The sequence below is a fragment of the Kordiimonas aestuarii genome (genome assembly GCF_025574465.1).
Classification (GTDB): domain Bacteria; phylum Pseudomonadota; class Alphaproteobacteria; order Sphingomonadales; family Kordiimonadaceae; genus Kordiimonas; species Kordiimonas aestuarii.
The window spans coordinates 275,948-299,599 of the sequence record NZ_JAOBPP010000019.1 but is presented as its reverse complement, the minus strand read 5'-3'; the positions used below and the strand labels follow the sequence as shown (position 1 = coordinate 299,599).

At 56.5% G+C, this 23,652-nt stretch carries 25 protein-coding genes; 10 read left to right on the top strand and 15 right to left on the bottom strand.

Annotated elements, in window-relative coordinates; genetic code table 11:
- Position 1: 1 nt before the first annotated feature.
- The 3 genes from hemF to OEU85_RS08840 all read left to right on the top strand — a co-directional run bounded on the left by hemF (position 2) and on the right by OEU85_RS08840 (position 1,995).
- The gene (gene hemF, locus OEU85_RS08850) at positions 2-868 is read left to right on the top strand and encodes an oxygen-dependent coproporphyrinogen oxidase (RefSeq protein WP_262691116.1); all 867 of its coding nucleotides are present in this window, start codon (positions 2-4) and stop codon (positions 866-868) included.
- 6 nt (positions 869-874) lie between these two features.
- The gene (locus OEU85_RS08845) at positions 875-1,315 is read left to right on the top strand and encodes a YqaA family protein (protein ID WP_262691115.1); all 441 of its coding nucleotides are present in this window, start codon (positions 875-877) and stop codon (positions 1,313-1,315) included.
- A 110-nt stretch (positions 1,316-1,425) separates the two neighbouring features.
- The gene (locus OEU85_RS08840; protein ID WP_262691114.1) at positions 1,426-1,995 is read left to right on the top strand and encodes a lipid-binding SYLF domain-containing protein; all 570 of its coding nucleotides are present in this window, start codon (positions 1,426-1,428) and stop codon (positions 1,993-1,995) included.
- 68 nt (positions 1,996-2,063) lie between these two features.
- On the opposite strand, the gene OEU85_RS08835 is transcribed toward OEU85_RS08840, so the two are convergent.
- Positions 2,064-2,627, bottom strand: a complete 564-nt coding sequence (locus tag OEU85_RS08835) for a TetR/AcrR family transcriptional regulator (protein WP_262691113.1) — start codon at positions 2,625-2,627, stop codon at positions 2,064-2,066.
- 88 nt (positions 2,628-2,715) lie between these two features.
- On the opposite strand from OEU85_RS08835, the gene OEU85_RS08830 reads away from it, so the two are divergent.
- Positions 2,716-3,456, top strand: a complete 741-nt coding sequence (locus tag OEU85_RS08830; protein ID WP_262691112.1) for an SDR family NAD(P)-dependent oxidoreductase — start codon at positions 2,716-2,718, stop codon at positions 3,454-3,456.
- A gap of 10 nt (positions 3,457-3,466) precedes the next feature.
- Positions 3,467-4,075 carry a 2-hydroxychromene-2-carboxylate isomerase gene (locus OEU85_RS08825; protein ID WP_262691111.1) on the top strand — a complete coding sequence of 203 codons (609 nt, stop codon included), beginning with the start codon at positions 3,467-3,469 and terminating at the stop codon, positions 4,073-4,075.
- On the opposite strand, the gene OEU85_RS08820 is transcribed toward OEU85_RS08825, so the two are convergent.
- The 7 genes from OEU85_RS08820 to OEU85_RS08790 form a co-directional block, all read right to left on the bottom strand.
- Positions 4,072-5,247 (bottom strand): CCA tRNA nucleotidyltransferase, encoded by a 1,176-nt coding sequence (locus OEU85_RS08820; RefSeq protein WP_262691110.1) that lies wholly within the window; start codon positions 5,245-5,247, stop codon positions 4,072-4,074. The genes OEU85_RS08825 and OEU85_RS08820 overlap by 4 nt on opposite strands.
- Entirely contained in the window at positions 5,228-5,557 is a 330-nt protein-coding gene (locus tag OEU85_RS08815; protein WP_262691109.1) for a hypothetical protein, read from the bottom strand. Before OEU85_RS08815 ends, OEU85_RS08820 begins: the two co-directional genes overlap by 20 nt.
- Positions 5,558-5,570: 13 nt before the next feature.
- A complete protein-coding gene (locus OEU85_RS08810; RefSeq protein WP_262691108.1) occupies positions 5,571-6,218 on the bottom strand; it encodes a CoA pyrophosphatase in 648 nt (215 codons plus the stop codon).
- Positions 6,215-6,787, bottom strand: a complete 573-nt coding sequence (locus OEU85_RS08805; protein WP_394805404.1) for a DUF1285 domain-containing protein — start codon at positions 6,785-6,787, stop codon at positions 6,215-6,217. Before OEU85_RS08805 ends, OEU85_RS08810 begins: the two co-directional genes overlap by 4 nt.
- A 76-nt stretch (positions 6,788-6,863) precedes the next feature.
- A complete protein-coding gene (locus tag OEU85_RS08800) occupies positions 6,864-7,439 on the bottom strand; it encodes a GNAT family N-acetyltransferase (protein ID WP_262691106.1) in 576 nt (191 codons plus the stop codon).
- Between the two features lie 310 nt (positions 7,440-7,749).
- Positions 7,750-9,048 carry a porin gene (locus OEU85_RS08795; RefSeq protein WP_262691105.1) on the bottom strand — a complete coding sequence of 433 codons (1,299 nt, stop codon included), beginning with the start codon at positions 9,046-9,048 and terminating at the stop codon, positions 7,750-7,752.
- Positions 9,049-9,371: 323 nt separating this feature from the next.
- On the bottom strand, positions 9,372-11,423 hold the full coding sequence (locus OEU85_RS08790) for a methyl-accepting chemotaxis protein (protein ID WP_262691104.1): 2,052 nt from the start codon (positions 11,421-11,423) through the stop codon (positions 9,372-9,374).
- 317 nt (positions 11,424-11,740) lie between these two features.
- Between OEU85_RS08790 and OEU85_RS08785 the strand changes: the two genes are divergently transcribed.
- Both OEU85_RS08785 and OEU85_RS08780 read left to right on the top strand, forming a co-directional pair.
- Positions 11,741-12,121: a PRC-barrel domain-containing protein gene (locus OEU85_RS08785; protein ID WP_262691103.1), complete on the top strand. Its 381-nt coding sequence runs from the start codon at positions 11,741-11,743 to the stop codon at positions 12,119-12,121.
- A 36-nt stretch (positions 12,122-12,157) separates the two neighbouring features.
- Entirely contained in the window at positions 12,158-12,316 is a 159-nt protein-coding gene (locus OEU85_RS08780) for a YqaE/Pmp3 family membrane protein (protein ID WP_262691102.1), read from the top strand.
- Between the two features lie 86 nt (positions 12,317-12,402).
- Here the strand turns inward: OEU85_RS08780 and groL are convergent, their stop codons facing one another.
- From groL to OEU85_RS08760, 4 genes are all read right to left on the bottom strand, one after another.
- Positions 12,403-14,052: a chaperonin GroEL gene (groL, locus tag OEU85_RS08775; RefSeq protein WP_262691101.1), complete on the bottom strand. Its 1,650-nt coding sequence runs from the start codon at positions 14,050-14,052 to the stop codon at positions 12,403-12,405.
- 59 nt (positions 14,053-14,111) lie between these two features.
- The gene (groES, locus tag OEU85_RS08770; RefSeq protein WP_262691100.1) at positions 14,112-14,399 is read right to left on the bottom strand and encodes a co-chaperone GroES; all 288 of its coding nucleotides are present in this window, start codon (positions 14,397-14,399) and stop codon (positions 14,112-14,114) included.
- Between the two features lie 134 nt (positions 14,400-14,533).
- Positions 14,534-15,298 carry a class I SAM-dependent methyltransferase gene (locus tag OEU85_RS08765; RefSeq protein WP_262691099.1) on the bottom strand — a complete coding sequence of 255 codons (765 nt, stop codon included), beginning with the start codon at positions 15,296-15,298 and terminating at the stop codon, positions 14,534-14,536.
- Between the two features lie 3 nt (positions 15,299-15,301).
- The gene (locus OEU85_RS08760; protein WP_262691098.1) at positions 15,302-16,075 is read right to left on the bottom strand and encodes a cyclase family protein; all 774 of its coding nucleotides are present in this window, start codon (positions 16,073-16,075) and stop codon (positions 15,302-15,304) included.
- 250 nt (positions 16,076-16,325) lie between these two features.
- Between OEU85_RS08760 and OEU85_RS08755 the strand changes: the two genes are divergently transcribed.
- Positions 16,326-17,888: a hypothetical protein gene (locus OEU85_RS08755; protein ID WP_262691097.1), complete on the top strand. Its 1,563-nt coding sequence runs from the start codon at positions 16,326-16,328 to the stop codon at positions 17,886-17,888.
- Between the two features lie 65 nt (positions 17,889-17,953).
- On the opposite strand, the gene OEU85_RS08750 is transcribed toward OEU85_RS08755, so the two are convergent.
- Positions 17,954-19,729, bottom strand: a complete 1,776-nt coding sequence (locus tag OEU85_RS08750; protein ID WP_262691096.1) for a tetratricopeptide repeat protein — start codon at positions 19,727-19,729, stop codon at positions 17,954-17,956.
- Between the two features lie 180 nt (positions 19,730-19,909).
- Between OEU85_RS08750 and OEU85_RS08745 the strand changes: the two genes are divergently transcribed.
- Positions 19,910-21,223 carry an FAD-dependent oxidoreductase gene (locus tag OEU85_RS08745; protein ID WP_262691095.1) on the top strand — a complete coding sequence of 438 codons (1,314 nt, stop codon included), beginning with the start codon at positions 19,910-19,912 and terminating at the stop codon, positions 21,221-21,223.
- A 71-nt stretch (positions 21,224-21,294) separates the two neighbouring features.
- Here OEU85_RS08745 and OEU85_RS08740 read toward each other — a convergent pair whose 3' ends face one another.
- Complete coding sequence (locus OEU85_RS08740) at positions 21,295-22,263, bottom strand: alpha/beta fold hydrolase (protein WP_262691094.1); 969 nt, start codon at positions 22,261-22,263, stop codon at positions 21,295-21,297.
- A 169-nt stretch (positions 22,264-22,432) separates the two neighbouring features.
- Between OEU85_RS08740 and OEU85_RS08735 the strand changes: the two genes are divergently transcribed.
- Positions 22,433-23,224, top strand: a complete 792-nt coding sequence (locus OEU85_RS08735) for a helix-turn-helix domain-containing protein (RefSeq protein WP_262691093.1) — start codon at positions 22,433-22,435, stop codon at positions 23,222-23,224.
- A 2-nt stretch (positions 23,225-23,226) separates the two neighbouring features.
- Here OEU85_RS08735 and OEU85_RS08730 read toward each other — a convergent pair whose 3' ends face one another.
- Positions 23,227-23,649 (bottom strand): PaaI family thioesterase, encoded by a 423-nt coding sequence (locus tag OEU85_RS08730; RefSeq protein ID WP_262691092.1) that lies wholly within the window; start codon positions 23,647-23,649, stop codon positions 23,227-23,229.
- Between the last annotated feature and the right edge of the window lie 3 nt (positions 23,650-23,652).

The following is a 23,652-nucleotide window of genomic DNA, read 5'->3' as shown; positions in this document are numbered from 1 at the left end:
CATGGACCTCGAAGAAAAAAAACAAAAAGCAGCTGAATGGTTCCTCAACCTTCGCAACCAGATATGCGCCAGCTTCGAATCCATTGAGGATGACAACAAGGGCCCGCTGAGCGATCGCACGCCTGGGCGCTTTGAACGCAAAAGCTGGGACCGCACAAACCAGGGGGACGGCGCTGAGGGCGGCGGTGGCACCATGTCGCTCATGCGTGGTGGCCGGGTCTTCGAGAAAGTCGGTGTCAATATTTCCACGGTTCACGGCACCTTCACGCCCGAGTTTGCCAAAAGCATCCCCGGCGCCCAGGAAGACCCACGCTTTTTTGCCACCGGCATCAGTCTTGTGGCTCATATGAACAGCCCGCGCGTGCCAGCCGTGCATATGAACACCCGTTTCATTGCCACAACGCAGGCGTGGTTTGGTGGCGGGGCTGACCTCAATGCTCCCCTGCCAGATGCCACCGATACCGCTGATTTCCACGCTGCATTCAAACAATGCTGCGACAAACACGGGCCAGACTATTACGAACGCTTCAAAAAATGGTGTGACGAATATTTCTATATCCCGCACAGGAACCGCGCCCGTGGCGAGGGCGGCATTTTTTATGACCGGCTTGATACCGGCGATTGGGACGCTGATTTTGCCTTCACCCGAGACGTGGGCAGCACGTTTGACGACATCTACCCCGCCCTTATCCGCCGCCACATGAACGAAGGGTGGACAGATGAAGAGCGTGAAACCCAACTTGAGTATCGCGGTTATTACGCCGAATTTAACCTCGTCTACGACCGTGGCACCACCTTCGGGCTGAAAACCGGCGGCAATGTTGAAGCGATTCTCATGTCTCTGCCGCCTGAAGCCAAATGGCCATAAGCCGCAATGCCCTGGCCTGACCTTACCCTCTATCTCGGCCTGTTTCTTAACGCGTTAATTGCCGCCACCCTTCTGCCCGCCCTGTCGGAGGTCGCGCTGGCGTCGCTCATTGCAACAGGCAAGGGGCAGCCGATTGTGCTGGTGCTTGCAGCCACTTCTGGCAATGTCCTCGGGTCGGTCATCAATTGGTGGCTCGGCCTTGCATGCCTGAAATATCAGCACAGGCGCTGGTTCCCCTTCTCCCACACACAGCTGAAACGCGGCAGCCGCCTGTTTGACCGGTTCGGCTATCCGGCCCTGCTGTTTGCCTGGCTGCCGGTCGTGGGCGACCCCCTGACATTCGCTGCCGGTGTCTTGCGCATGCGCTTTGTACCCTTTGTCTTGTTCGTGACAACAGGCAAGCTGGTGCGTTATATTCTCATCGCCTTGGCAGCAAATGCCTTTTAGCCCGCCACGCGCGTAAGACAGTTGGTCAAACTTATGCCAACTTTTGCCCGCAACACTTGTTCCTGAATACAGAGTTATGTCAGAGCCGGGTATCCGGCAGAGGGAATTATATGACAGCCAGATTTATAAGCAGCCTGTTGCTGATCGTCGCGATGGCGGTTCCAGCCTTGGCCGACACGCCCGCCGAGAAGCGGGAAAAAATCCTCGTCATGCGTGAAGAAGTTTTGGCCGAACTGTTTGACCAGCGGCCGCAAGCGCGCGCCGAGATTGACGAAGCAGAAGGTTATGCTGTCTTCTCAAACGTTGGAGTGCAGATCTTCCTTCTTGGCGGTGGGGGTGGCCGCGGCGTGGTGCGAGATGTCAAAACAGGCCAGGACACCTTCATGAAAATGGCAACAGCGAGTGTGGGCATTGGTCTTGGCATCAAGGATTTCCGCGCTGTATTTATCTTCCACAGCCGCGACGCGCTCGCTGACTTTACCAAACACGGCTGGGATATGACTGGCGAGGCCGACGCAGCCGCGCGGTCCGGTAACAAGGGTGGCGAAATCGGTGAGGCCGCCTCTGTTCGCAAGAAAGTCAGTGTTTACCAGTTTACCGATGGCGGCCTGATGCTGCAGGCATCGCTCCATGGCACCAAATACTGGCAGGATGACAAGCTCAACGCGGTGGGGCAATAACCACAGAAAAGCGCGCGGCGTTATATCCGGAATTACATATGGGCAGGCCTTGGGCCTGCCTTTACCGTTTAAGGCCTTATCGTCGCCAACAACTCCCGCCGGGTGGCGCCAAGAATATTGTCGGACATCGCTTCGCTGCTCACTGAGCGTGACAACACAAGGGCACCCGCCGCCGCACTGAGCACCGCTACCATCTGGTCTGGCGTGACGCCCAATTCAGGCGCCAGACGTTCGCTGTATCCCGCAACGCGATCGGTGAACAAGGCTTTGATGTCTGCGTCCTTGCGGGCCGCCTCACACGCCACAGCAGCGAGCGTGCAGCCCTGCCCGGGCGTGTCCCGGTGCGCGGGGGACAGGTAAATTGAGAGAAAAGCCTCAAGTGATGGTCCGCCGCGGCGCTTCATCGCTCGCAACAGTCGCTCTTCATCCTCAGTAAACGCGTGGGCAAGCGCCTGCGCCACCATGTCATCGCGCGACTTGAAATGGCTATAAAAGCCGCCGTGGGTTAAGCCCGCCTCTTTCATGATGGCCGCGACACTGAGGCCATCAAGCCCCTGTTCGCGAAAACGTTTTGCCGCAATGGCGACGATCTTCTTGTGGTTGTCTTTTTTTTGTGCTCGCGAGTAACCCATCCGTGTGTCCTGATTCAGCTTGACGATCTATATGATGAATATCATATTAATTTACATGATGTCTATCATATAGAATTGGAAAGACCCTATGTCCGACACAAAAATATGCGCCGTTGTTGGTGCGGGTGACTTTATCGGCCGTGCCATAGCGCTGAGATTTGCCCGCGAAGGCTATACAATCTTCGCCGGTCGGCGGAATGGCGATAAACTTCAGCCGCTGAGGGACGAAATTGAAGCGATGGGCGGCCAGTGCCACATCCGTTCGCTGGATGCCCGGAAGGAAGACGAAATCAGCGCCTTCATGGAGGACGCCGCTATCATAGGCACCCTATCGGCGGTGATCTTCAACATTGGCGCCAATGTGAATTTTCCCGTTCTCGACACCACTGAACGCGTTTTCCGCAAGGTATGGGAGATGGCTTGTTATTCAGGTTTCCTGACCGGGCGCGAAGCCGCGCGGCATATGGTGCCAGCTGGCAGCGGCTCAATCTTTTTCACTGGCGCAACCGCCAGCCTGCGCGGCGGTGCGGGCTATGCTGCCTTTGCCAGTGCCAAGTTCGGCCTGCGCGGGGTGGCGCAGTCGATGGCCCGCGAACTGGGGCCGAAAAACATTCATGTCGCCCACCTGATCATCGACGCAGCGGTCGATACCGAGTGGGTGCGCGGCATGATCAAGGAACGCGCCGGCGAAGATGCCCTCAACGCCATGGGGACAGACGACCTGTTGGACCCGGCAGCAGTCGGCGAGACATATTGGCAGTTGCACACGCAGCGTCGCAGCGCCTGGACCCATGAACTGGACATCCGCCCTTATGGCGAGAAATTTTAAGGAGGCGGCAATGCTCAAATGTGAATTCATTTTCGACTTCGGTAGCCCAAACAGTTATTTAGCCTGGAAAGTTTTGCCGGAACTTGAAGGCAGGGTCGGCGTGACCTTCGACTACACACCTGTACTTCTGGGGGGCATCTTCAAGGCCACCGGCAACGCCTCCCCCGTGGTCGCTTTCGCGGGTATCAAGAACAAGCTGGACTATGAAATGCTTGAGATGCGGCGTTTTATCAGCAAATACAAGCTTTCGAAATTTACCATGAACCCGCATTTTCCGGTTAATACCCTTGCCCTGATGCGCGGAGCAATTGTCGCGCAGCAGAACAACTTCCTGCCTGCCTATATGGAAGCCGTCATGCACCACATGTGGGAAGCACCAAAAAAAATGGATGATCCTGAAATCATCATTGCGGCACTTGATGACAGCGGGCTGGATGGTGCACACATCGCCGCACAGACGCAAGACGCCAGCGTCAAGGCCATGCTTGTGGCCAACACGGAGAACGCCGTGAAACGCGGGGTGTTTGGCGTGCCCAGTTTTTTTGTCGGGGAAGAACTTTTCTTCGGCAAGGACAAGATGGGAAATGCGGAAGAGACCATTCTCTCCACCCGGGATTAAAGCTTCGCCAGCAGCTCCTGCCCGGACAGCGTGAAATCACTTTCAACCCAGAGGTCCTCAAGCACACTCATACGACGCGAGACCTCTGGTCCTGCCTGCATGCCGTGTTCTATCAGGTCGCCACCCTTGAGCGGGAATGAGGGCACTCTCCAGTTCTTGAGAATATCAATGATATCACTGGCCGCGCTGTCCTTTGCCGAGAGCACCCGACACTGCGCAGACTCGCGCCCATGGTGGTAGATAAGCGCCCTTAACCCCGCCGGGCTCACCGGCCCTGGTACCTCAAACCCGCCCACTACCGCCTGCAGGCGGACCTTTTCCATCTTGGACAGCCGGAAGCGCTTGGCAAATGGTGCGACCTCTGCGGTATCCAGCATCAGCCAGCAGGCGAGCCGCATTAAGGCATCGATATCAAAATCGTGCGCGTGCTCATGCGTGATATAGCGCTCAAGCCGAAGGCTGTTAAGGGGGCTTAGCTGCAAAACCGCCGTCGCTCCCGTGCGCTCAAAAGCCGTTAGTGCCTTCAACGGGCCCGGCGCTGACAGCAGCTTCAACAGTTCCGATCTCACCCGCTCCGCCGACAAAGCCCTGAGCATGACAACCTTTTGCGTGCATGCCGCGACACCGCTTTCGTCCGGCTCTCCCTTGCCATACCACGCATGAAAGCGAAAAAAACGCATGATGCGCAGCGCGTCTTCCTCGATGCGGGTCTCGGCGTTCCCAATGAAACGTACCCTGCCCGCTTTCAGGTCTTCCTGGCCGTCAAAAGGGTCATGCAAGGTGCCGTCGGGTGAAAGGTAAAGCGCGTTGAAGGTAAAGTCGCGACGAGCAGCATCGGCTTTCCAATTGTCGGTGAAAGCGACGGTGGCGCGCCTGCCGTCGGTTTCCATATCCTTGCGCAGCGTGGTGATTTCCACTGTCTTGCCGTCGAATACCGCCGTAATAGTGCCATGCTCGATGCCGGTTGGGACCGCCTTTATCCCGCTTTCCTCAAGGCGTTCTTTTACCATCTCGGGCGTGTGTGTGGTCGCGGCGTCTATATCCCGGACCGCGCGCCCCACCAGCCAGTCACGTACAGCGCCGCCAACAAAACGGACATTGTCCGCGCCAAGGCTTTCTACAATTTTCCTGACAAAGGGGCGGTCCAGCCAGTCAGCTCGGGTCTTGCTCACTGTCCTCCTGGCCTTCCTCGTCTGTCGGTTTCTGTTCATCACCTTCGTCGATGGGCACAAAGCGTCCGGGTACGACTTGCCCGTTTTCACTGTGCGGCGGAATATATCTGGTGCGTGGGTCGCCGGTGCGATCATCAACCAGCTTGAGGCCGATGCCAGCACCCAGGCCTACCACCACGAGAACACCCAGTGTTTTTTTAAGCCGGACGATGTCGGCCAGCCGCTCTTCTTCGGTTTTGTCTTCCTTCATGCGCCACCGCAGCCAGGCGATCACTGCGATGACCGGAAGGGAAAGAAGAAGAATTCTCAAAAATATCGCCATATTACCCTGTTGCCTCGTCTCTATTTGATGGCGCGTTGTCGGCCGCGTGTTCCATCACGTCACACAGGTTCACGAGCATGGCCGCCGTCGCACCCCAAATGAAAAAATCCCCGAAAGGCATCGCGTAATACTCACGCCGCAAGCCCTGCCACACCGCACTTTGCCTTTTGTGGTTGCGTCGGTCGAGGATAAAATCGAGCGGCACCTCGAACGCTGCCTCTACCTCGCTGGCTTGCAAGCGCAATTCAAAGCCCGGCCGCACCAGTGCCACAACGGGCACAATCTCAAAGCCGGTACCCGTGCGATAGGTGTCAAGAAAACCGCAAACATCCACCCAGTCGGCGGTAAGACCAACCTCTTCTTCCGCTTCCCTGAGCGCCGCAGCCACCGCATCCGCATCCGCGTCGTCGATCTTGCCACCGGGGAAGCTGACTTGGCCCGCGTGTTTGCTTAGATGTTCAGTCCGCTTTGTCAGCAATATGGTGGGGCCGTGGGCGTGATCCACGATCGGCACAAGCACGGCTGCATCCCGTGGCGGCTTGCCTTGGGCTGCCAGTTTTTTCAGCTCGACATTCAGGTCATAGTCACTGCGTCGGCCCCGCGCGGCGGGGTTATCATCCTTGAGAGCTTCGGAAAGCCAGTTTTTCACGCGTCACCATCGTCCAGTTCACCTAATGAAAACAGTGTGCCGCGACTTGGCACCACGAGGCAAGCTTTGCCATTTTCTTTCCGCGTTTCGGCTTGCTCGACCAACTCATAAAATACGGACCGGGCAATCAGCGCGTCCAGCCTGCCCCGCACCAGAACATAAGGACGTGGCTCGCCGGTCTCCGCGTCTACCGTCACCCTGATGGGATGTTTGTTGTCCGCGATCACCTCATCGCCCACATTGGTTGTGAACTTCAGCGCCTGCTCCCCGCCCTCACGGATGGTCTCTACCTCCGTCGCAATGAAGTGCGCATCTTCGACCTCGATACCGATCTTTTCCACAGGGGTGACAAGATAGGTTTTTCCGTCCTCATCTTTTCTCAGCACGGTGGAAAACAGACGGACCATACGTTTACGGCCAATGGGCGTGCCCATATAAAACCACGTGCCATCGCGTTTGATCTGCATGTCGATATCACCGCAGAAATCCGGGTTCCATTTATCAACGGGTGGATAGCGCTGGCCTTCCACCTGTTTGATGATGTCCTCAAGCTTGATCTGCTTTTTCATGCCACTGGATGCCATAAGTTCCTCCTGCCCCTAATGTAAGGGGCAGGTATGGCAAAGAAAAGACTAAGTCTGGTGTTTATGCTGCTGCGACCGGCAGGCCGCGGCCATACCCGCCAGCCAGGACGGCTGCAGGGGCAATCCGCTCAGGTATGGCAGGCAGGATCTTGCCGACAGCAGGCAGTGATTTCATCGCCGCGCTCTGGCGCACGAGCAACCGCCGTGCGTCGCGACCGCCCGGCATTGTGATATAATTCGGCAGCACGCTCTCAAAACCGAAACGGCCATAGTAGGCGATATCGCCGACCAGCAGGACACGCCTGTGCCCCGCTTCCGCCGCGGCCGCCAGCGACCGCTGCATCAATTCGGCCCCAACACCATGACTTTGCACCGATGGCGCTACCGCAAGCGGGCCAAGCAAAAGAGCTTCCATGTCGCTACCACGAATGAGGTCACGCACGAGAATGGGCCAAAAGCGGACCGTGCCCACAATGCGGCCATCAACCCGCGCTACGCGCGACAGGCTTGCAACCGGGCCAACATTTTCCCGAAGGCTGTAAGAAGATTTGCTGAACCGGTCAGGTCCAAAAGCCACATCAAGCAGCGCTTCCACTTGCGCTTTGTCGAAGGGCCGTTCTTGATCAAAATTGATCATCGGCTTTTTCCCATATCAAAGAAGCTTTTTCAAAAGCCCCAGAAGCATAACAACACGTTTAGAATCAGGTTCTTACGTGTCGTCGCATTCGGTTATACCGGTTGATATGGGTGGTCTTTAGCATGGCGTCCATGACAGTTTTGTGTTCAAGAAGTTGCGTATTTATAATTTCAAAGCCGCAAGTTCAAGCGACATTTTCTTTGCGAAAACATAGCTGGGGTTTTGCATTAATATTCAGGAAAGGCGCGCAAAAAAAGAGGCGGCAGCCCGGGGAGAGCCGCCGCCTTATTTGCCTGTACCCCGGCGCCGGTTACCAGTCGATCTGGAACCTCAGCGTAAGGGCATCAGCGTCGTTCTCTCCGTCGGGGCCATTGGCCGCAACGTTAAAGGCTTTATCAAAGGTCATGTGCGCGTAGTTCGCCATGAAGCGGGTATGACGGTTGAGGTACCAGTTCACACCAAGAAGATAGGTATCCTGCTCGCCGCCGTAAACGCCATCACCGGTCATATCAAGCCGATCAAAGCGCGCCGCCACCTGCCAGGCCCCCATGCCACCCTTGTGTACCGGGTTATTGACCTCGGGCCGGTCCCACGCCCCCTTCTTCAGGTTCAGGGTCTTGGCCTCTCCGGTGATAAACCAGCCGGCTTCCACATAACCGCCCCAGAACATGGCGCTGCCACCATCTGCGGCCGCGTCCTTGGCATAAAGGGCCGAATATTCAGAAGCCACATGGAACGAGCCAAACTGCATCCCAGCCTCCAGTACATAGGTGGTGTCGCGGTCGGTGATCGTACCGGTGTCGACAAAGCGGTCAGCGATGTGAGAATGCGCACGCTGGCGATAGCGATAAGCAGCATCACCGCCGTCACGGTAGCGGGCGGACGCGCCCAATATCCACTTGCCGTCTTCAAATTCCTGCCCGTATGTCGCCCGGCCTGCAAAAATATAGCCCTCGTCCTCAAGGGAATCACTGTTGTTCCCCCGGAAAGCACCTAAATTGAGCGTCCAGTTATCACCGCCATTTTTATAGCCGATGCCCATATTACGCCCGAACGAAAATGCATCAGTGAATGCCGAGCGTTCCATAAAGGTGATATGTCGGCCCGAGGTGATCTCCTCCAGTGACAAGGTCGGCTTGAAGTAGCCAAAGCGCCACGAACCCATGGAAGTTTTGTATTCCAGCAGCGCATCTGCCAAGGTCACTTCTTCACCAGCGAAGTCAACCTCGATTACATATTTGAGGTCTTTCCAGGCTTTTCCCTCAACACCAATACGCGCCGAGCGCATCTCCGTCGCCTTGAGGTCCATGGAGTTATCGGCGTCGCTCGCCCACACCGCATCGGCGAAAACCCGACCGCGGACATTGACCTCGAACAACCCGTCGTCCGTCGCAAGAGCAAAGGCTGGTTCTTCTTTCGAGATTTTTGCCTGCCTGGACTGCTTCTTCTCAGAGGCCTGTTGCCTGGCTTCCAGCTCCTCGATGCGTTTCGCCAGCGCTGCGAGCTGTTCCTTGAGTTCATCAATCGACTGCGCGGCCGCGGGCTGCGCTACTACTGTGGCCATTGCTGTTGCGCCCAGCAACGCCAACAGATTGTTTCGCTTCAACATCTGCTTTCCTATTCATCTTGCCAATCGGGACATGGCACCCAACTGCCAGACCCTTGGCTCCTTCCCGCTCGCCCCTTTCGGGCAATATGACGCGCGTCGGATGAGGCGCATCATGAGCATTTATGTTTAAGTTTTATGACAAATATTACAAACTCACGACATACATATTAACTGTATGTTTTATATTGTATTTTTCTTCATAAACTCTTGCCTCCTGCCAGCTTGTGACAGGCTGATTGGATGTTATATGACGCTCGAATCATAAATCCATTACAAAACCGCCATAAAAAATAACGCCCTTTCATGACGGCATTCTGCCAAGGCTACAGGGTCCGTACATCCGTGAGAAATTTGTCTACTTCACGCTTGTTGCTGGCCGCCAGAAGCTCAAGCTGCTCTGCCGCCGACATGACATCCGCCGATGCAGCACCGGTTTTCTCCGCCCCCGACGCCACCTGATGAATCTCGGACGTAACGCGCTGGGTACCCTCAGACGTATATTGAACGCTGCGGCTGATTTCGTTGGTTGTCGCCTGCTGTTCTTCCACGGCGGAGGACACGTTGAGCATAACATGGTTAAGCCTTTCATTTGCTTCACCAATGGTATGGATAACCTTGACCGCCACATCTGTAACATTTTGCATATCCGCAATCTGCGAGGTGATCTGTTCGGTCGCCCTTGCTGTCTGGTTCGCGAGGCTTTTCACTTCACTTGCGACAACGGCGAAACCTTTGCCTGCTTCACCCGCACGAGCCGCTTCAATCGTCGCGTTCAATGCCAACAGGTTGGTTTGTTCGGCAATGTCATTGATCAGCTTGACTACGTCTTCAATTTGTTTTGACGATTCCGATAGCTGGCCAATGGCCTCACCGCCCCGCTCAGACGCATCAACCGCCTCACGCGAAATCGAGTTGGCATTATGCATTTGCTGGTTCACCTCGGCGATCGACGCGGCAAATTCCTCAATCGCAGAAGCCATGGCTGAGACATTTTCCTGCATCTGTGTGGACGCTTCGCTGACCGAATTGACCTGACGCCCCGTTGTATCAGCGACATCAACCATCTCGCCCGCCGTATCCCGCATGCGTACCGACGCGGTATCAAGGTTTGTCACCGCGTCACCAATGGCGCTGTCAAACGATGTAACAAGCGCATTCAACCGACTTGCCCTTGCCTCCCTCCCCTGCGAGGCTTCGCGTTCCGCTGCCACCTTTGCACGCTCCTCTGCGGCTTCGGTTGCCGCACGCTCGCGTTCCTCTCGGGCCTGCTCCTCCACACGCTCGCGCGCCTCGGCTTCAAGCCGCACCCTGTCCGCCGCACTGTCGCGAAGCTGCTCAGCCGTTCGGGCCATGCTGCCCAACTCGTCCCGGTACTGGGTACCCGGCACGGTCGTGGAGAAATCGCCGCCCGCAATACCACTGAGCGCGCTTTCAAGCGACCGTACTGGCATCACCGTGGCCCGGATAACCGCAAAAGCCACAACAACTGCAAGCGCAATCATGACAATCGTAATGATGACAAGCGTTGTAAATGCTGTACCTTCAGCGCTTCTTGCTTTCGCGGCCATCTCTACGTAATGCTCATCCGATATTCTCGTCAGAACCTCGAAGGGGCCATCCATCTCGCCGTAGATGCGGCTAAGCGCGGCTATTTCGTCTTCCGCCCCAAGCCGCCTTTCCGCGTAGTTTGAAAAGGCAGACACGTAAGCCGCAAGCTTGCCGGCGATGTCGTCTTTAACGGCGGCAGAAAAGCTCGCGTTTTCAAGCACGGCTGAAAATTCGCGACTGCGCTCAGACACCCTGTCTACATATTTCCGGTCCACGCGCATGATGAAGTCTTTTTCATGCCGCCTGAGCATCAGCATCAGAATCTGAAGCTGATCATTCTTGTTGGTATTGAGCAGGCCTTCAATGTCATGCACCGCAGAGCGTAATTCCCCTTGCAGGCCCTCCGTCTCGGTCAACCCCAGGGCAGCGTAACTGTCCACCACAACATGAAACTGCTGGCGGTGCTCCGGCACGATGCGCTTCAGATCATGCACCGCATCTTTCATCGCTTTATCTTCAAGGAGGCCGTCAAGGGTTGCCAGCTTGGCGATCGCGGTGTCACTCGCTGTGTCATAAAGCCCGGCATACGCCATATCCTGCCTCAGCAGGAAGTCCTTCTCCCTCCGCCGTATCTGGAGCGCCTGCCGCTCTATATCCTTCGTGATAAGGCTGACGTCACTGAAATGTTGCGCCTCGTCCGTCGCGCTTTCGACAATCGAGTCAGAAACGATGTGCGTGACAAGTACAGCCACAAGGCCGAGCACCCCAATTGCAGCAAGAATAAAGACTCTCCAGGAGATTGATCTGTTCTGAAGCCAGGCAAGCATATAGTTTCCTTCCAGTCAGGAACACACCCCCAATCGGTGTCTTTTAGACTAAGCCGGTCGCGACCGAGCCCTTTGTGCCGGCGCCCTTCAGGTTTCTGAAGGAACGGCATGTGCAAGGCTTTCGGGCGGCACAGAAACACTGTTTTAATCCCGAAGCGTTAATTTTTGGGTAACGGGACGGTAACCCTATTCACCCTGTTGAACGCCCTGCCTTTATGTCTTTTTTATAAGACACCTGCGCAAACCAAACAGCAAACCGATAACGGTTTCTGTAAAGCTTTATCCTACGAACTAAAGCACGGGCATTGGAGGGTATCATGGCTTGTCAGGCGATTTCAGTTGCACAGATCAACCACAAACAAGTGGTCGGTATTTCTGGTGAAAAACTAGGCATCATCGAAGATGTGGTCATGGGCCAGCGCGACGGTGCCTTCAGCCACGTCATTCTGCGTCGCGGCGGCATGTTTGGCACACCGCTCGGCGCCCACCGATACGCCTTCCCCTTCTCGGCGGTCACCATCTGCGCAGACGGTAGCTGCTGCCGGATCGATATCACCGAACATGAGCTCGAACAGCTTCCACAAGTGGATGGAAAAGACTACTCTGGCCTTCACGACCCGTTCAAGCGTCGGGCAATGCACGACCTTCTCGGCGGCGAGTTTGCTCCCGAGAGTGTGGACCTCGCAGGCCAGCGCTAAAAACGTTACCGATAACTTGAAGAAGGATATCTATTCATGGATATTATCCGCATCATCATCGCCATCCTGCTGCCGCCCCTGGGCGTTTTCCTGCAGGTGGGCCTCGGCGCACAATTCTGGATCAACGTGCTGTTGACCATCCTCGGGTATTTCCCCGGCATCATCCATGCGATTTATATAATTGCAAAACGTTGACCCCGCACCACGAGTGATACGACAAAAGAAAACCTCCCGGAAATTGCTTCCCGGGAGGTTCTTTTTTTAAAGCATGAGCGTGTGGCTTAGAAGCCCATGCCGCCCATGCCGCCCATGTCAGGCATGCCGCCACCCGCAGGCATGGCTGGCTTGTCGTCCGGGATCTCTGCGACCATCGCTTCGGTCGTGATCATCAGACCAGCGATGGAAGCCGCGTCCTGAAGAGCGGTACGTACCACTTTCGTCGGGTCGATGATGCCTTTGGCAACGAGGTCTGTGTATTCCTCGTTCTGAGCGTCAAAGCCGAAGTCTGCGTTGTCTTGCTCCAGAAGCTTGCCGGCAACAACAGCGCCGTCAACACCCGCGTTTTCAGCGATCTGGCGTACAGGTGCCTGCAGCGCCTTACGGATGATGTTGATGCCTTTGGTCTGGTCGCTGTTCGCACCTTCAACACCTTCGAGGGCTTTGGTAGCGTACAGCAGGGCAGAACCACCACCGGCAACGATGCCTTCTTCAACGGCTGCGCGGGTTGCATGCAGCGCATCGTCAACGCGGTCCTTGCGCTCTTTCACTTCAGTCTCGGTAGCACCGCCAACCTTGATCACGGCAACACCGCCGCTGAGCTTGGCAAGACGCTCCTGAAGCTTCTCTTTGTCGTAATCGGACGTCGTGGCTTCAACCTGCGCCTTGATCTGGTCGCAACGGGCCTTGATGTCTTCCTCGGAACCAACACCGTCAACGATGGTGGTGTCTTCCTTGGTGATAGCAACGCGCTTGGCGGTACCGAGCATGTCGATGCCAACGTTTTCAAGCTTGATGCCAAGGTCTTCGGAGATAACCTGACCACCGGTGAGGATGGCAATATCTTCGAGCATGGCTTTGCGGCGATCACCGAAACCAGGGGCTTTCACGGCAGCGATTTTGAGGCCACCACGCAGTTTGTTCACAACGAGGGTTGCCAGCGCTTCGCCTTCGATGTCTTCCGCAACGATAAGAAGCGGACGACCCGACTGTACAACAGCTTCAAGAAGCGGCAGCATCGGCTGAAGGTTGGAGAGTTTTTTCTCGTGCAGGAGGATGAGCGGGTTGTCGAGTTCAACCGTCATTTTCTCTGCATTGGTGATGAAGTAAGGCGACAGGTAACCGCGGTCGAACTGCATACCCTCAACAACGTCGAGTTCGCTTTCGAGACCTTTGGCTTCCTCAACGGTGATAACACCCTCTTTGCCAACTTTTTCCATCGCTTCAGCGATCATCTTGCCAACAGCTTCTTCGCCGTTTGCGGAGATGGTGCCAACCTGAGCGATCTCACCATTGGTGGTGATGTCTTTGGTGCGGGCCTTGAGGCTTTCAACAACTTTTGCTGTTGCAATGTCGATACCGCGCTTCAGGTCCATCGGGTTCATGCCAGCCGCAACCGACTTCATGCCTTCGCGTACAATGGCTTGAGCCAGAACAGTCGCTGTCGTCGTGCCGTCACCGGCGACGTCGTTGGTGCGCGAAGCTACTTCTTTCACCATTTGCGCGCCCATGTTCTCGAACTTGTCCTTGAGTTCGATCTCTTTGGCAACCGATACACCGTCTTTGGTGATGCGCGGCGCGCCAAAGGATTTTTCGAGAACAACGTTACGGCCTTTTGGACCAAGCGTGGTTTTAACCGCGTTAGCCAGCGTATCCACACCCTTGAGGATTTTGGCACGGGCCTGTTCGTTAAATTTTACTTCTTTAGCAGCCATGGTATGGGGCTCCTGAAATTATGTGTTTGACTAAGGTCTGGACAAAAGGCGTCGAGTGATTACTCGATGATGCCCATGATGTCTTTTTCTTGCATGATCAGCAGGTCTTGACCGTCGATCTTGACTTCGGTGCCGGACCATTTGCCGAACAGCACTTTGTCGCCAACCTTGACGTCCAGCGGCGTTACCTTGCCGTCGTCACCGCGTACGCCGGTGCCAACTGCGAGAATCTCGCCTTCGGATGGTTTTTCTTTAACCGTATCAGGCAGAATGATGCCGCCTGCGGTTTTAGCTTCGCTTTCAATGCGCTTGACCAATACACGGTCGTGAAGCGGACGAAGAGCCATGGTTTGTCTCCTAAATGATAAACCGGAAATATGAACTGTTAGCACTCGCTTCCCGTGAGTGCTAACACAAGACCCTATTTATGCCCTTCGTGTGACAGCTTCAAGGGGAGTTTGAAAAAAATTGTGAATCTTTTTCACACAGGCCTGACACCTGTGATCACTGGTTGGAAAAACACGCCGTCCGTGCGCATGACCTGTGTAAAACCAGCCTGTTCAAACAGCCCCATCATGCGCCTTGGCGACAGCGCATAAAAAGCCGCGCGCATCACATGGGTTTTGAGCTCGTCCGCGCCGTCATCGGCGGTGAAATACATGGCAAAATCATAGATGTCGGAGCCGTCATCGCGCCAGTCCCACACCTGATAAACCGCCCAATTAACGCCCTTATGAGAGCGCACACCGAAGGGGTGGAGCTGGCTGCCACCCTTCTCCACCGCGTCATAGTCACGCATGGTGACAAGACACAGCCCGCCTGGCTTAGTGGCATGATAGAAGGCTTTGAGCGCCGAGAGGATCGACGTGTCCGACAGCAGGTGCGTCACCGCATTATCGGCAGAATAAACCACATCAAAGGCCGCATCATAGCTCTCATGCACCTTGCACATGTCTGCAACATGGAAGTCTATATCCAGCCTGCGCTCCCGCGCCTCCGCTTCCGCCCGCTCAACCGAGGCCGGCGACAAGTCGGATGCTGTCACCCTGTACCCGAGAGCCGAGAGCCCCAGCGCCTGTGTGCCGATGCCACAGGTTACGTCGAGGAGCGACCTGCCCTCGCCTTCGCCCAGCCGGTCGCGGATGATGCCGTCAAGCGCCGCCCCCTGCCGCATAATGCTCGCCTCCCAGTCACCATGCACAAGGTGATAAAAGGGCGCCATCGGATCATAAAACTGGTTGGTCATGGTCTAGTCATCCAAAATCGCCACGGCGCGGGTCCAGCCAGCGCTGGCGCCTTTAATCTTCACTGGGAAACAGGAAACTGTAAAACCGTGATCAGGCAACGCCTCGAGGTTATGCAGTTTCTCAAGGTGGCAATAGCCGATATCCTTGCCCGCCTTATGGCCTTCCCAGATAAGGCTGGCGTCGTTGGTCTCACTATATTTCTGCGCGGTATAGACAAAAGGCGCATCCCATGACCATGCGTCTGTGCCGGTGAGGCGCACGCCGCGTTCCAGCAAATATATGGTGGCCTCATAGCCCATGCCACAGCCGGTGTTGACATAGTCGTCGCTGCCGTAAGCTGCGCCCGCCGCCGTGTTGACCACCACAATATCAAAGGGCTTGAGCGTGTGGCCTATACGTTTCAGCTCGGCCTCAACATCCGCCGCCGTGACCACATAGCCGCTTTCAAAATGGCGAAAGTCCAGCTTCACACCGGGGCGAAAGCACCAGTCCAGCGGCACCTCATCAATGGTGATCGCACGCTCCCCCTTGTTCATGGTGGAATGGAAATGATAGGGCGCATCAAGGTGTGTGCCATTGTGCGTGATCAATTCCACCTTCTCGATGGCCCATGTCTCACCGTCCGGCAGGTCCTCCTTTTTAAGTCCTGGGAAAAAGGGGGCAATCTGCGCGAAGGTAACATCATGGTCCATATAGGTAATTTTGGGACCGAAGGGCACAGGGTCCGAGATCACGTCGTTTTCAAGCGGCATGGAAATATCGATAATTTTGGTCATGACTTGCCCTAGTTATACAAGAATAAAACCGCCGCCCGGCCAGTTTGTGGGTTAACCGGAAGATGCTCTTCAGGTTATTTTACAGATGTTACCCCCTGGCGGACACCAAAAATGACGACCCCAGCCTAATCATAGGTTTACCCCGCGCGCACGCGGTGCCTAATCATAGGTTTACCCCGCGCGCACGCGGTAATAAGCTGCCGCCCGCATATATATTCATATCATTATTTTCTTTTTTTGGGGGCTTTGAATGAACAAACTATTAGTTGGTGGTATCTTGGTGGGCGCCATTGCAGCAGGCGGATATTTTTACGCCGCGCATAGCCTTGAAACCAGCGTTGAGCGCATGGTCGTAGCCTATAACGAGAATGAGGCAAATGGCTTCACAATCAGCTACACCGACCTCGACACCAGCCTGCTGTCCCGCACCGCGACCATAACCGGCATCCATGCCCAAAATCGTGCGACGCCGGAAAACACCGTCAGCGTCGGGACAGCAAGGCTTGATGTCGGTTTTGGCTTCAGCGCGGGAACCCCCAGGCTAAAGTCGGTGCGACTGAACAATACCAAGGCGACAAACACGACCGCGACTGTAAGGGTCGGTTATCTGCATGTGGCGGGGGAAAGCCTTGAGGACCTGAGCATGGCGACCAGCTTCCCGGCATGGAGCGGCAGCCTGCACAAGGTTGAAATCCTCGATGCTGAAGTCCTGTCAATAACGCCGGAAAGCGCGTTTTCCCTCGGGGCCTTTCAATTGGATATTTCAGACGGCGGCAACTGGCTGGACGAATTCCTGATCAAGGATGTCAACATCACCTCCACCTTGCCGGACGGCGCACCGGCACAAGGTAAACTGGACACATTTCAGATCAGAGGCGGTAATGTCGGCGCGCTTCTGCGATTTGTTGAAACGACGCAGGCACAGGCATTGTTCGGTGTGGCCGACCCTGCCCTGTCGCAGCAGATGGCCCATGAGATGGCCAAGGAATCGCTGAATTATTTCGGCTTTGAAGGCTTTGAACTCTCCGGCCTCGCCGCCGAGCTTCCCAACGGCATCACCATAAACCTCGATAACGCATCGGTTACAAATATCAGCCGCCACGCGGGCATTGTCACCGGCGCCAACAGCAAGATTGAAGAGTTTGTCGTCAGCAACCTTGGCAAGGCATCGCCGCAGGCCGCGCAACTGCTCGCCATCGCGGGCCTTGACACCTTCCGGCTAAATGGCACCAGCCGCATCCGCTACGATGACACCAGCAAAAGCCTGCAGGGCCGAAGCAAGATGGTGGTCAGTGATATGTTCGGCATCGACAGCAAGATGGAGCTTTCAGGGGTGGATGTTGAGAAAATGGCCGAGAAGCTTCTGGCTGTTCAGCAGGCTCAGTTCGACTTCATGAGCCAGATGCAGGCGAACCCTGATGAGCAACTGACGCCCGAGGAAATCAACGACCAGATGGTTGAGAGAATGATCGACGCCTACACGGGCTATTATTCCGGCTTTGACCTTGATCTCGCGCTGGCAGACATGGGCGGCACCGCCCGTGTGCTCGACGTATATTCGGCCATGACCGGCGTACCGCCTGAGACCCTGCAAGCGGCCTTTATCGCCGGTGTCAAGAACACGGCCAAGGAGGAACTGGGTGACACAACGCCCGAGAGCCTCATGCCTGCCGTAAACGGCTTTCTTGCCACGCCGTCACAGCCGCTTTACCTCAAGGTTAAAACAAAAAAAACGCCCGATGAGGAAATCCTGCGGGGCCTGACCGCAGAGAACTGGCCTGAACTTCTGGAAGTGTCCTTCCGGGTAGAATGACAACACCGAACAATCAAAAAAAGGGCCTCGCATGAGGCCCTTTTCCTTTCAGTGTTTACCTCCGCCTAAAGCTTTATAAACGGAACGTCCTTGCCGATCCGGCTAGCGCGTTCAAGCAGCGTCTCGGTCATCGCGGCCTCGCCCGAGCGTCCCAGCTTCTGCTGGCTTTCCATCAGGCCGTATAACGACCAGGCGCTGTTGGGGTGCCGTACAAGGCTGGCCTTGAAGGCATCTTCCGCCTCTTCATACCGTCCGGCCGCATAAAGCGCCGCGCCCAAGCTCTGTTCAGTGGCATAATACCAGAAGGGCGGCTCCATATAGGGCATGCTGTCCTGGGCGTCGACGGCGGTCTGAAAAGCATCGATGGCCGCATCATAGTTGCCAAGCGCCTGCTGGTACTTGCCTTCAATGGTGTGTGACGCCAGCTTCAGGATCGTCGCAGCCGGAATGCCGGACGCTTTGATGGCCTCAAGGTCAGCCATGCCATCTATCGCGGTTTTTTCCTCCAGCGCGCGGGCGTCGCCCAGTTCCGCAAAGGCCATCCCCCGGGCATAGCGCCACATGGCTTTCAGATAAGGGACGTCATCGCCCGGGTCAGCCACATCGAGCACTTTGTCCAACGCACCAAACTGGGCATAGACAAAATAGGGTGCCGCCTTGATGGGGGCAATCCATTCAGCCTCTTTCACCACCTGTACGGGGATAAGGGCATCCAGCTTATCAGCATATTCAAGCGCCACGTCTGCGTCACCGGCCATCTGGGCGGAAACCAGCACAAAGTGCACATTGTGCGGATAATAGCCAAAGCGGTAGAGGTTCGAGCCAGAAACTTCTTTCAGATAAGCTTCATCCACCTCAACGGCCTTTACGTTTGTCTCAAGGCTGTCCAGGTAGCGACCAATGCGGAAATAGATATGCCCGGGCATATGCACCAGATGCCCGGCTCCCGGCGCAAGCCCCGCGAGCTTGTCAGCATAAGGCTCCGCCTTTGTCGCCAAACTGCTTGCCTCATAAAGGTGGATATACAGGTGGATAGAGCCGTAGTGATCGGGGTTTTCCGCCAGCACGGCTTCCATCGTGTCGATCGCCCTCCTGATATGGGGTTTTGGCGTGGTGAAGTCCCGCTCCCAATAGTCCCAGGGGCTGGTGTCCATCAGCGCTTCCGCATACATCGTCGCGATATCCTGATCCTTTGGATATTTGGCGTGCAGCGCAGCCATGGCATCGGCAAATTTCCGGTCGAGGTCGCCCCGGTCAGCGCCTGCATCCGCCTTGTAGCGCGTAGCCAGTGCGGCGATCAGGTCCTGTTCGCGCGCGTTGCCGTTTGCGGCCAGCGCCTTGGCTTTCTCAAGTGCGGCAACCGCACTTTTATTTGCGGCTGCGTCCATGGGGGCATTGATATTGGGCCCATAGGCCAAAGCTTCGCCCCAATGGCAGATGGCGCAATCAGGGTCCGCTTCCTGCGCCTTTTTAAAGGCACGGATCGCCTCCCAATGGTTAAACCCATACAGAAGGGCAAAACCCTGCCGGAAATAGGCACGGGCCAGCGCAACCTCGCTCGAAATCGGGAAATCGCGCGCGTCAAGGCCACTGAGAAGCGGTACATCATCTGCAGGCATCGTCTCATCCGCATGGGCGGCGCGGGATATCAGGTGGGCGATATCCGGGCGGAACAACGAGCCACGGTTGGTGCCGACCGGGCCACAGAGATTGCGGCGAATTTCACCGGGATTAAAGGCATATGAGACTTGATCAAGGGCTTTTTCCGGCGCAGGCACAAGGGTATGCACACCAACCACAGCGGCCAGAAACACCACAGGTGTAACAATAGATTTCATCATGACAGATCCTGTCGTTAAGCACGCATATCGCGCAACGTATGCTGTACTCGAAAGTGGCGGCGGGGCGCTTAGTTTAGCAGATACCCGTGAAAGAGCCATAGTTTTTACGCACGCGATCATACACTTGGCCCGGCGTCACTTCCGTGGCATGCTTGGCCCTCAGCAACATGGGAGGGACGCATGGCATCCAACGGCGCGGGCTTACTCAATGTAGCGATCATCGGCGCAGGGCCTGCGGGCTACTATGCCGCCGAAGCGCTCACAACTGGCGAGCACGCGGTACATGTTGATATTATCGACCGTCTGCCAACACCCTTTGGGCTCATCCGCGCGGGCGTGGCCCCTGACCACCAGTCGATCAAAAATGTCTCCCGTCGCTATGAAGCAACCAATACGCGCGAAAACGTGCGCTTTGTTGGCAACCTCGCGCTGGGCCGCGATATCACGCTGGCGGAACTGAAGGACCTCTATGACGCGGTCGTGCTGGCCACGGGCGCGGGCAAGGACCGGCCGCTTGGCATTGAGGGCGAAGACCTTGCGGGTGTTATCGGCTCCGCCGCCTTTGTTGGCTGGTATAACGCCCATCCCGACTTCAAGGACCTGAACCCTGATTTGCGCGTCGCCTCCGTCGCTGTCATCGGCAACGGCAATGTGGCGATTGATGTTGCCCGCGTACTGGCCAAAACCGCGTCAGAAATGGCGAGCTCCGACCTCGCCGACCACGCGGCAAACAACATCCATGGCTCGCCGATCCGCGATATTCACATTCTGGGTCGCCGCGGCCCGCTGGAGGCCAGCTTCACCCCCAAGGAGTTGGGGGAGTTGAACCAGCTTGAAAATTGTGTGGCACTGGTGGACCCGGCGCAGCTACCGGACGCGAGCACTGATGAAAAGCTTTCAGGCGCGCCCAAGAAAAACATGGCCGCCTTGCGGATCATGGCAGCCAACAAGCCGGATTCGAAGCCCGTTCGCCTGCATGTGCAATTCTACCGCCGCCCCATGGCGATCATGGGCGAAAAATGTGTCTGTGGTATCCGGCTTGAAGAAACCCGCGTCGAGGACGGTACATGCATTGGCACGGGGGTGACTGAAGTCTTGCCCGCCGGCCTTGTGGTGCCCTGCATCGGCTACCGCACCAGCCCGATCAGGGATGTGCCTTATAGCGAACGCTATGGCCACTTCGAGAATGAGGACGGCCTAATCTCGGACGGCCTGTACTGTGTCGGCTGGGCAAGGCGCGGCCCCACCGGCACCATAGGCACCAACAAGCCCGACGGGGTCGAAGTCGCCAATAAAATCCTCTCGGAAGTCAGCCCATCCGGCAAGGAGGGCCGTGACGGCCTTGACCGCATCGTACGTGAACGCGACTTGCATATTGTCACCTTCCAGAGCTGGAAGAAGATCGAGGCAATGGAGACATCCAGCGCGCGGGACGGCGCCCCGCGTAAAAAGCTCGTCGATGTCGGCGAAATGGTCCGCATCGCAGAAAGCTGACAGCGAATTGAAGTGTAGGCATACAGGCCGCCCCGGACATACCCCGGCATGCCCACCCCCGCGCCCTCCGACTAAGTGGTTTGCCACAGCATCAAGGCTTCTTCCGCGATTATTTCGGGATATTCCTCCGGGAAAAACAGTTTCGCCCCCGGCACGTCGCGTACACCTTTTGAGTTGCGCAGGATGTCATGCAGATACCCCGGGCTATCGCTGGAGAAAATGGTATCGGCGGAGCCCCAAACGATGCGGACCGGCATATCCAGCCGGCGCAAATGCTGCTCGATACCGGCGAGCGGATTTGGCGTAAGACCCAATGTATAGGCGTTTGTCAGCGCCTTGCGGCGGGCTGAGCTGACAAGTGGCCCCAGATATAACTCCAGCGCGTCATTGCTGGGGTGGCCCGGTTTGCTGTAACAAAGCCCGGCAAGCCCTTCTGGAGAGCGCGCAAGTTCCAGGTTTTCATACCAGGGCACCAACCATTCATCCGGGAAAGTGCCCTTGCGCGCCAGTTCTATCACCGGCTCCAGCGCAGGCGGCGGGCTGTCGGGTTCCACATCGCAATTCGTCAGTAATACTGTCCGCACGCGGGTCGGATATTTCACCATGAAAAGCTGTGCAACAGCACCCCCGCTATCGTTCGCGACAAGGTCAACGCTCTCCACCCCCAGCCGGTCCAGAAAGGCAGCCAGCATTTGCACCTGATCGGCCGGGGCTACACCCTGCCCTTCTGCAACTTCCGTGAAGCCAAGACCAAGGGAATCCGGTGCCAGACAGCGGCGACGCCCGCTGAGCCTTGCGATGGCACCGCGCCATTGATAGCTGCTAAGTGGGAACCCGTGCAGAAACAAGGCGACCGGCCCACCACCCTCGTCGATATAGGCAACCTGCCCCACGTCAAGTGGCAAATATTTGCGCTTGCGCGCCCACGCTGCCGCTGTGGTTTCGCCGGCCTGTGTGGCAACGCCGGGGGTAAACATCCCCGCCACCGCCATCACCCCCAGCGTGCTGCCACTTAATGCTATAAATTGCCTGCGCTTCATGTCGTGATCTCCTTGTGCATTTGGCCAGCCATCCAGCCTTGAGCGGAAAATGCGCCACCCGTGTCAGCCAATCAATGACCTCGGAGGTCATGGTCTTTTGCTGTTTTGCCCGTAGTATCATTGCCAATGTTCGCGGTTTGAAAACCGAACCAGAAAAGGACGACCCGTCATGACCCCCTACACCGAAGCCGGAAAGCTGTTGAAAGACTGGCGCATGGCACGACGACTGAGCCAGATGGAACTGGCCTTCGATGCCAATGTTTCGACCCGCCATTTGAGCTGTGTGGAAACCGGGAAAGCCCAACCGGGTCGCACCCTGCTCTCCCGGCTGTCGGATGCGCTGGATATCCCACTGAGGGAAAGGAACACCCTCTTGGTGGCCGCGGGCTATGCACCCGGCTACAGCCGGATTGATCTCAGCGACGCCGAAATTGCCCCGGTACGAACGGCGATTGAATGTATTTTGAAACAGCAGGAGCCCTATCCCGCCTTTGTCATCAACCGCTACTGGGATGCGCTGATGGTTAATGAAGCGGCCGGACGCTTGTTTGCAGCGCTGCGTGGAGGCGGCGCGAAGCACGGCAATATCCTGCGGCAGGTCTTCGACCCTGAGGACATGAGACCCCACATCGCGAACTGGGAAGACGTGGCAGGTGACCTTATCCGCCACCTGCACAGCGATATCGCCGCAAGCCCCGCAGACGGTCAGGCACAGGCGCTTCTGGCGGAAATACTGGCGTACCCTGATGTGCCTGATGCGTGGCACAAGCGTCAGCCAGATTTGGCGCCCCTACCTCTCCTGACCACGCATTTTCATCATCCGCGCGGCATGCTTGCTTTCTTCTCGACAATCACCACGTTCGGCACTCCGCGTGATATCACGCTTGCCGAAATCAGGATCGAATGCCTTTATCCCGCTGATAATCATACGGCTGAATTTTGCGCCGGGCTTGCGCCCTAGGGCTATTTCCCTTTGATACGCTTTAAGATACCGCTGAAGGTCAGGATTGTGGTGTCGCCGGTGAATATGGTCCCGCGCACGAACAGCAGCGAGCGGGTGGCGCGCACGACCTCGCCTGTTGCTTCAATCAACGCGTCTTTTGGGCCGGCTGAGATAAATTCCGCGTTGAAGCCTGCGGTGACCGCCATGCCGTCCTCAAGTTTGCGCCGGGCAATGGCAAACATGGCAAAATCGGCAAAGGTCATCAGAAGGCCACCATGCAGCATGCCGTGGCCGTTGCAGTGTTTGCGCTCGGAAATGAAGGCGCACTTGATGTCCTCGCCTTCTTCATTGAAATAAAACGGCGCGATCATATCCTCAAACGGGTCTTCGCCGCCCCATGTCCGGTACCCACGGGCTGTCAGGTCTTCGGTCGTAAGCGCCACGCG

What these genes read in the sequence shown, in the direction of transcription:
- OEU85_RS08765 (WP_262691099.1), bottom strand. Translation starts at nt 15,298, where the DNA reads ATGACCAACCAGTTTTATGATCCGATGGCGCCCTTTTATCACCTTGTG.
- OEU85_RS08835 (WP_262691113.1), bottom strand. Translation starts at nt 2,627, where the DNA reads ATGGGTTACTCGCGAGCACAAAAAAAAGACAACCACAAGAAGATCGTC.
- OEU85_RS08840 (WP_262691114.1), top strand. Translation starts at nt 1,426, where the DNA reads ATGACAGCCAGATTTATAAGCAGCCTGTTGCTGATCGTCGCGATGGCG.
- OEU85_RS08760 (WP_262691098.1), bottom strand. Translation starts at nt 16,075, where the DNA reads ATGACCAAAATTATCGATATTTCCATGCCGCTTGAAAACGACGTGATC.
- OEU85_RS08790 (WP_262691104.1), bottom strand. Translation starts at nt 11,423, where the DNA reads ATGCTTGCCTGGCTTCAGAACAGATCAATCTCCTGGAGAGTCTTTATT.
- OEU85_RS08740 (WP_262691094.1), bottom strand. Translation starts at nt 22,263, where the DNA reads ATGAAGCGCAGGCAATTTATAGCATTAAGTGGCAGCACGCTGGGGGTG.
- OEU85_RS08750 (WP_262691096.1), bottom strand. Translation starts at nt 19,729, where the DNA reads ATGATGAAATCTATTGTTACACCTGTGGTGTTTCTGGCCGCTGTGGTT.
- groL (WP_262691101.1), bottom strand. Translation starts at nt 14,052, where the DNA reads ATGGCTGCTAAAGAAGTAAAATTTAACGAACAGGCCCGTGCCAAAATC.
- OEU85_RS08825 (WP_262691111.1), top strand. Translation starts at nt 3,467, where the DNA reads ATGCTCAAATGTGAATTCATTTTCGACTTCGGTAGCCCAAACAGTTAT.
- OEU85_RS08780 (WP_262691102.1), top strand. Translation starts at nt 12,158, where the DNA reads ATGGATATTATCCGCATCATCATCGCCATCCTGCTGCCGCCCCTGGGC.
- OEU85_RS08745 (WP_262691095.1), top strand. Translation starts at nt 19,910, where the DNA reads ATGGCATCCAACGGCGCGGGCTTACTCAATGTAGCGATCATCGGCGCA.
- OEU85_RS08755 (WP_262691097.1), top strand. Translation starts at nt 16,326, where the DNA reads ATGAACAAACTATTAGTTGGTGGTATCTTGGTGGGCGCCATTGCAGCA.
- OEU85_RS08795 (WP_262691105.1), bottom strand. Translation starts at nt 9,048, where the DNA reads ATGTTGAAGCGAAACAATCTGTTGGCGTTGCTGGGCGCAACAGCAATG.
- OEU85_RS08785 (WP_262691103.1), top strand. Translation starts at nt 11,741, where the DNA reads ATGGCTTGTCAGGCGATTTCAGTTGCACAGATCAACCACAAACAAGTG.
- OEU85_RS08805 (WP_394805404.1), bottom strand. Translation starts at nt 6,787, where the DNA reads ATGAAAAAGCAGATCAAGCTTGAGGACATCATCAAACAGGTGGAAGGC.
- OEU85_RS08830 (WP_262691112.1), top strand. Translation starts at nt 2,716, where the DNA reads ATGTCCGACACAAAAATATGCGCCGTTGTTGGTGCGGGTGACTTTATC.
- OEU85_RS08800 (WP_262691106.1), bottom strand. Translation starts at nt 7,439, where the DNA reads ATGATCAATTTTGATCAAGAACGGCCCTTCGACAAAGCGCAAGTGGAA.
- OEU85_RS08735 (WP_262691093.1), top strand. Translation starts at nt 22,433, where the DNA reads ATGACCCCCTACACCGAAGCCGGAAAGCTGTTGAAAGACTGGCGCATG.
- OEU85_RS08845 (WP_262691115.1), top strand. Translation starts at nt 875, where the DNA reads ATGCCCTGGCCTGACCTTACCCTCTATCTCGGCCTGTTTCTTAACGCG.
- groES (WP_262691100.1), bottom strand. Translation starts at nt 14,399, where the DNA reads ATGGCTCTTCGTCCGCTTCACGACCGTGTATTGGTCAAGCGCATTGAA.
- hemF (WP_262691116.1), top strand. Translation starts at nt 2, where the DNA reads ATGGACCTCGAAGAAAAAAAACAAAAAGCAGCTGAATGGTTCCTCAAC.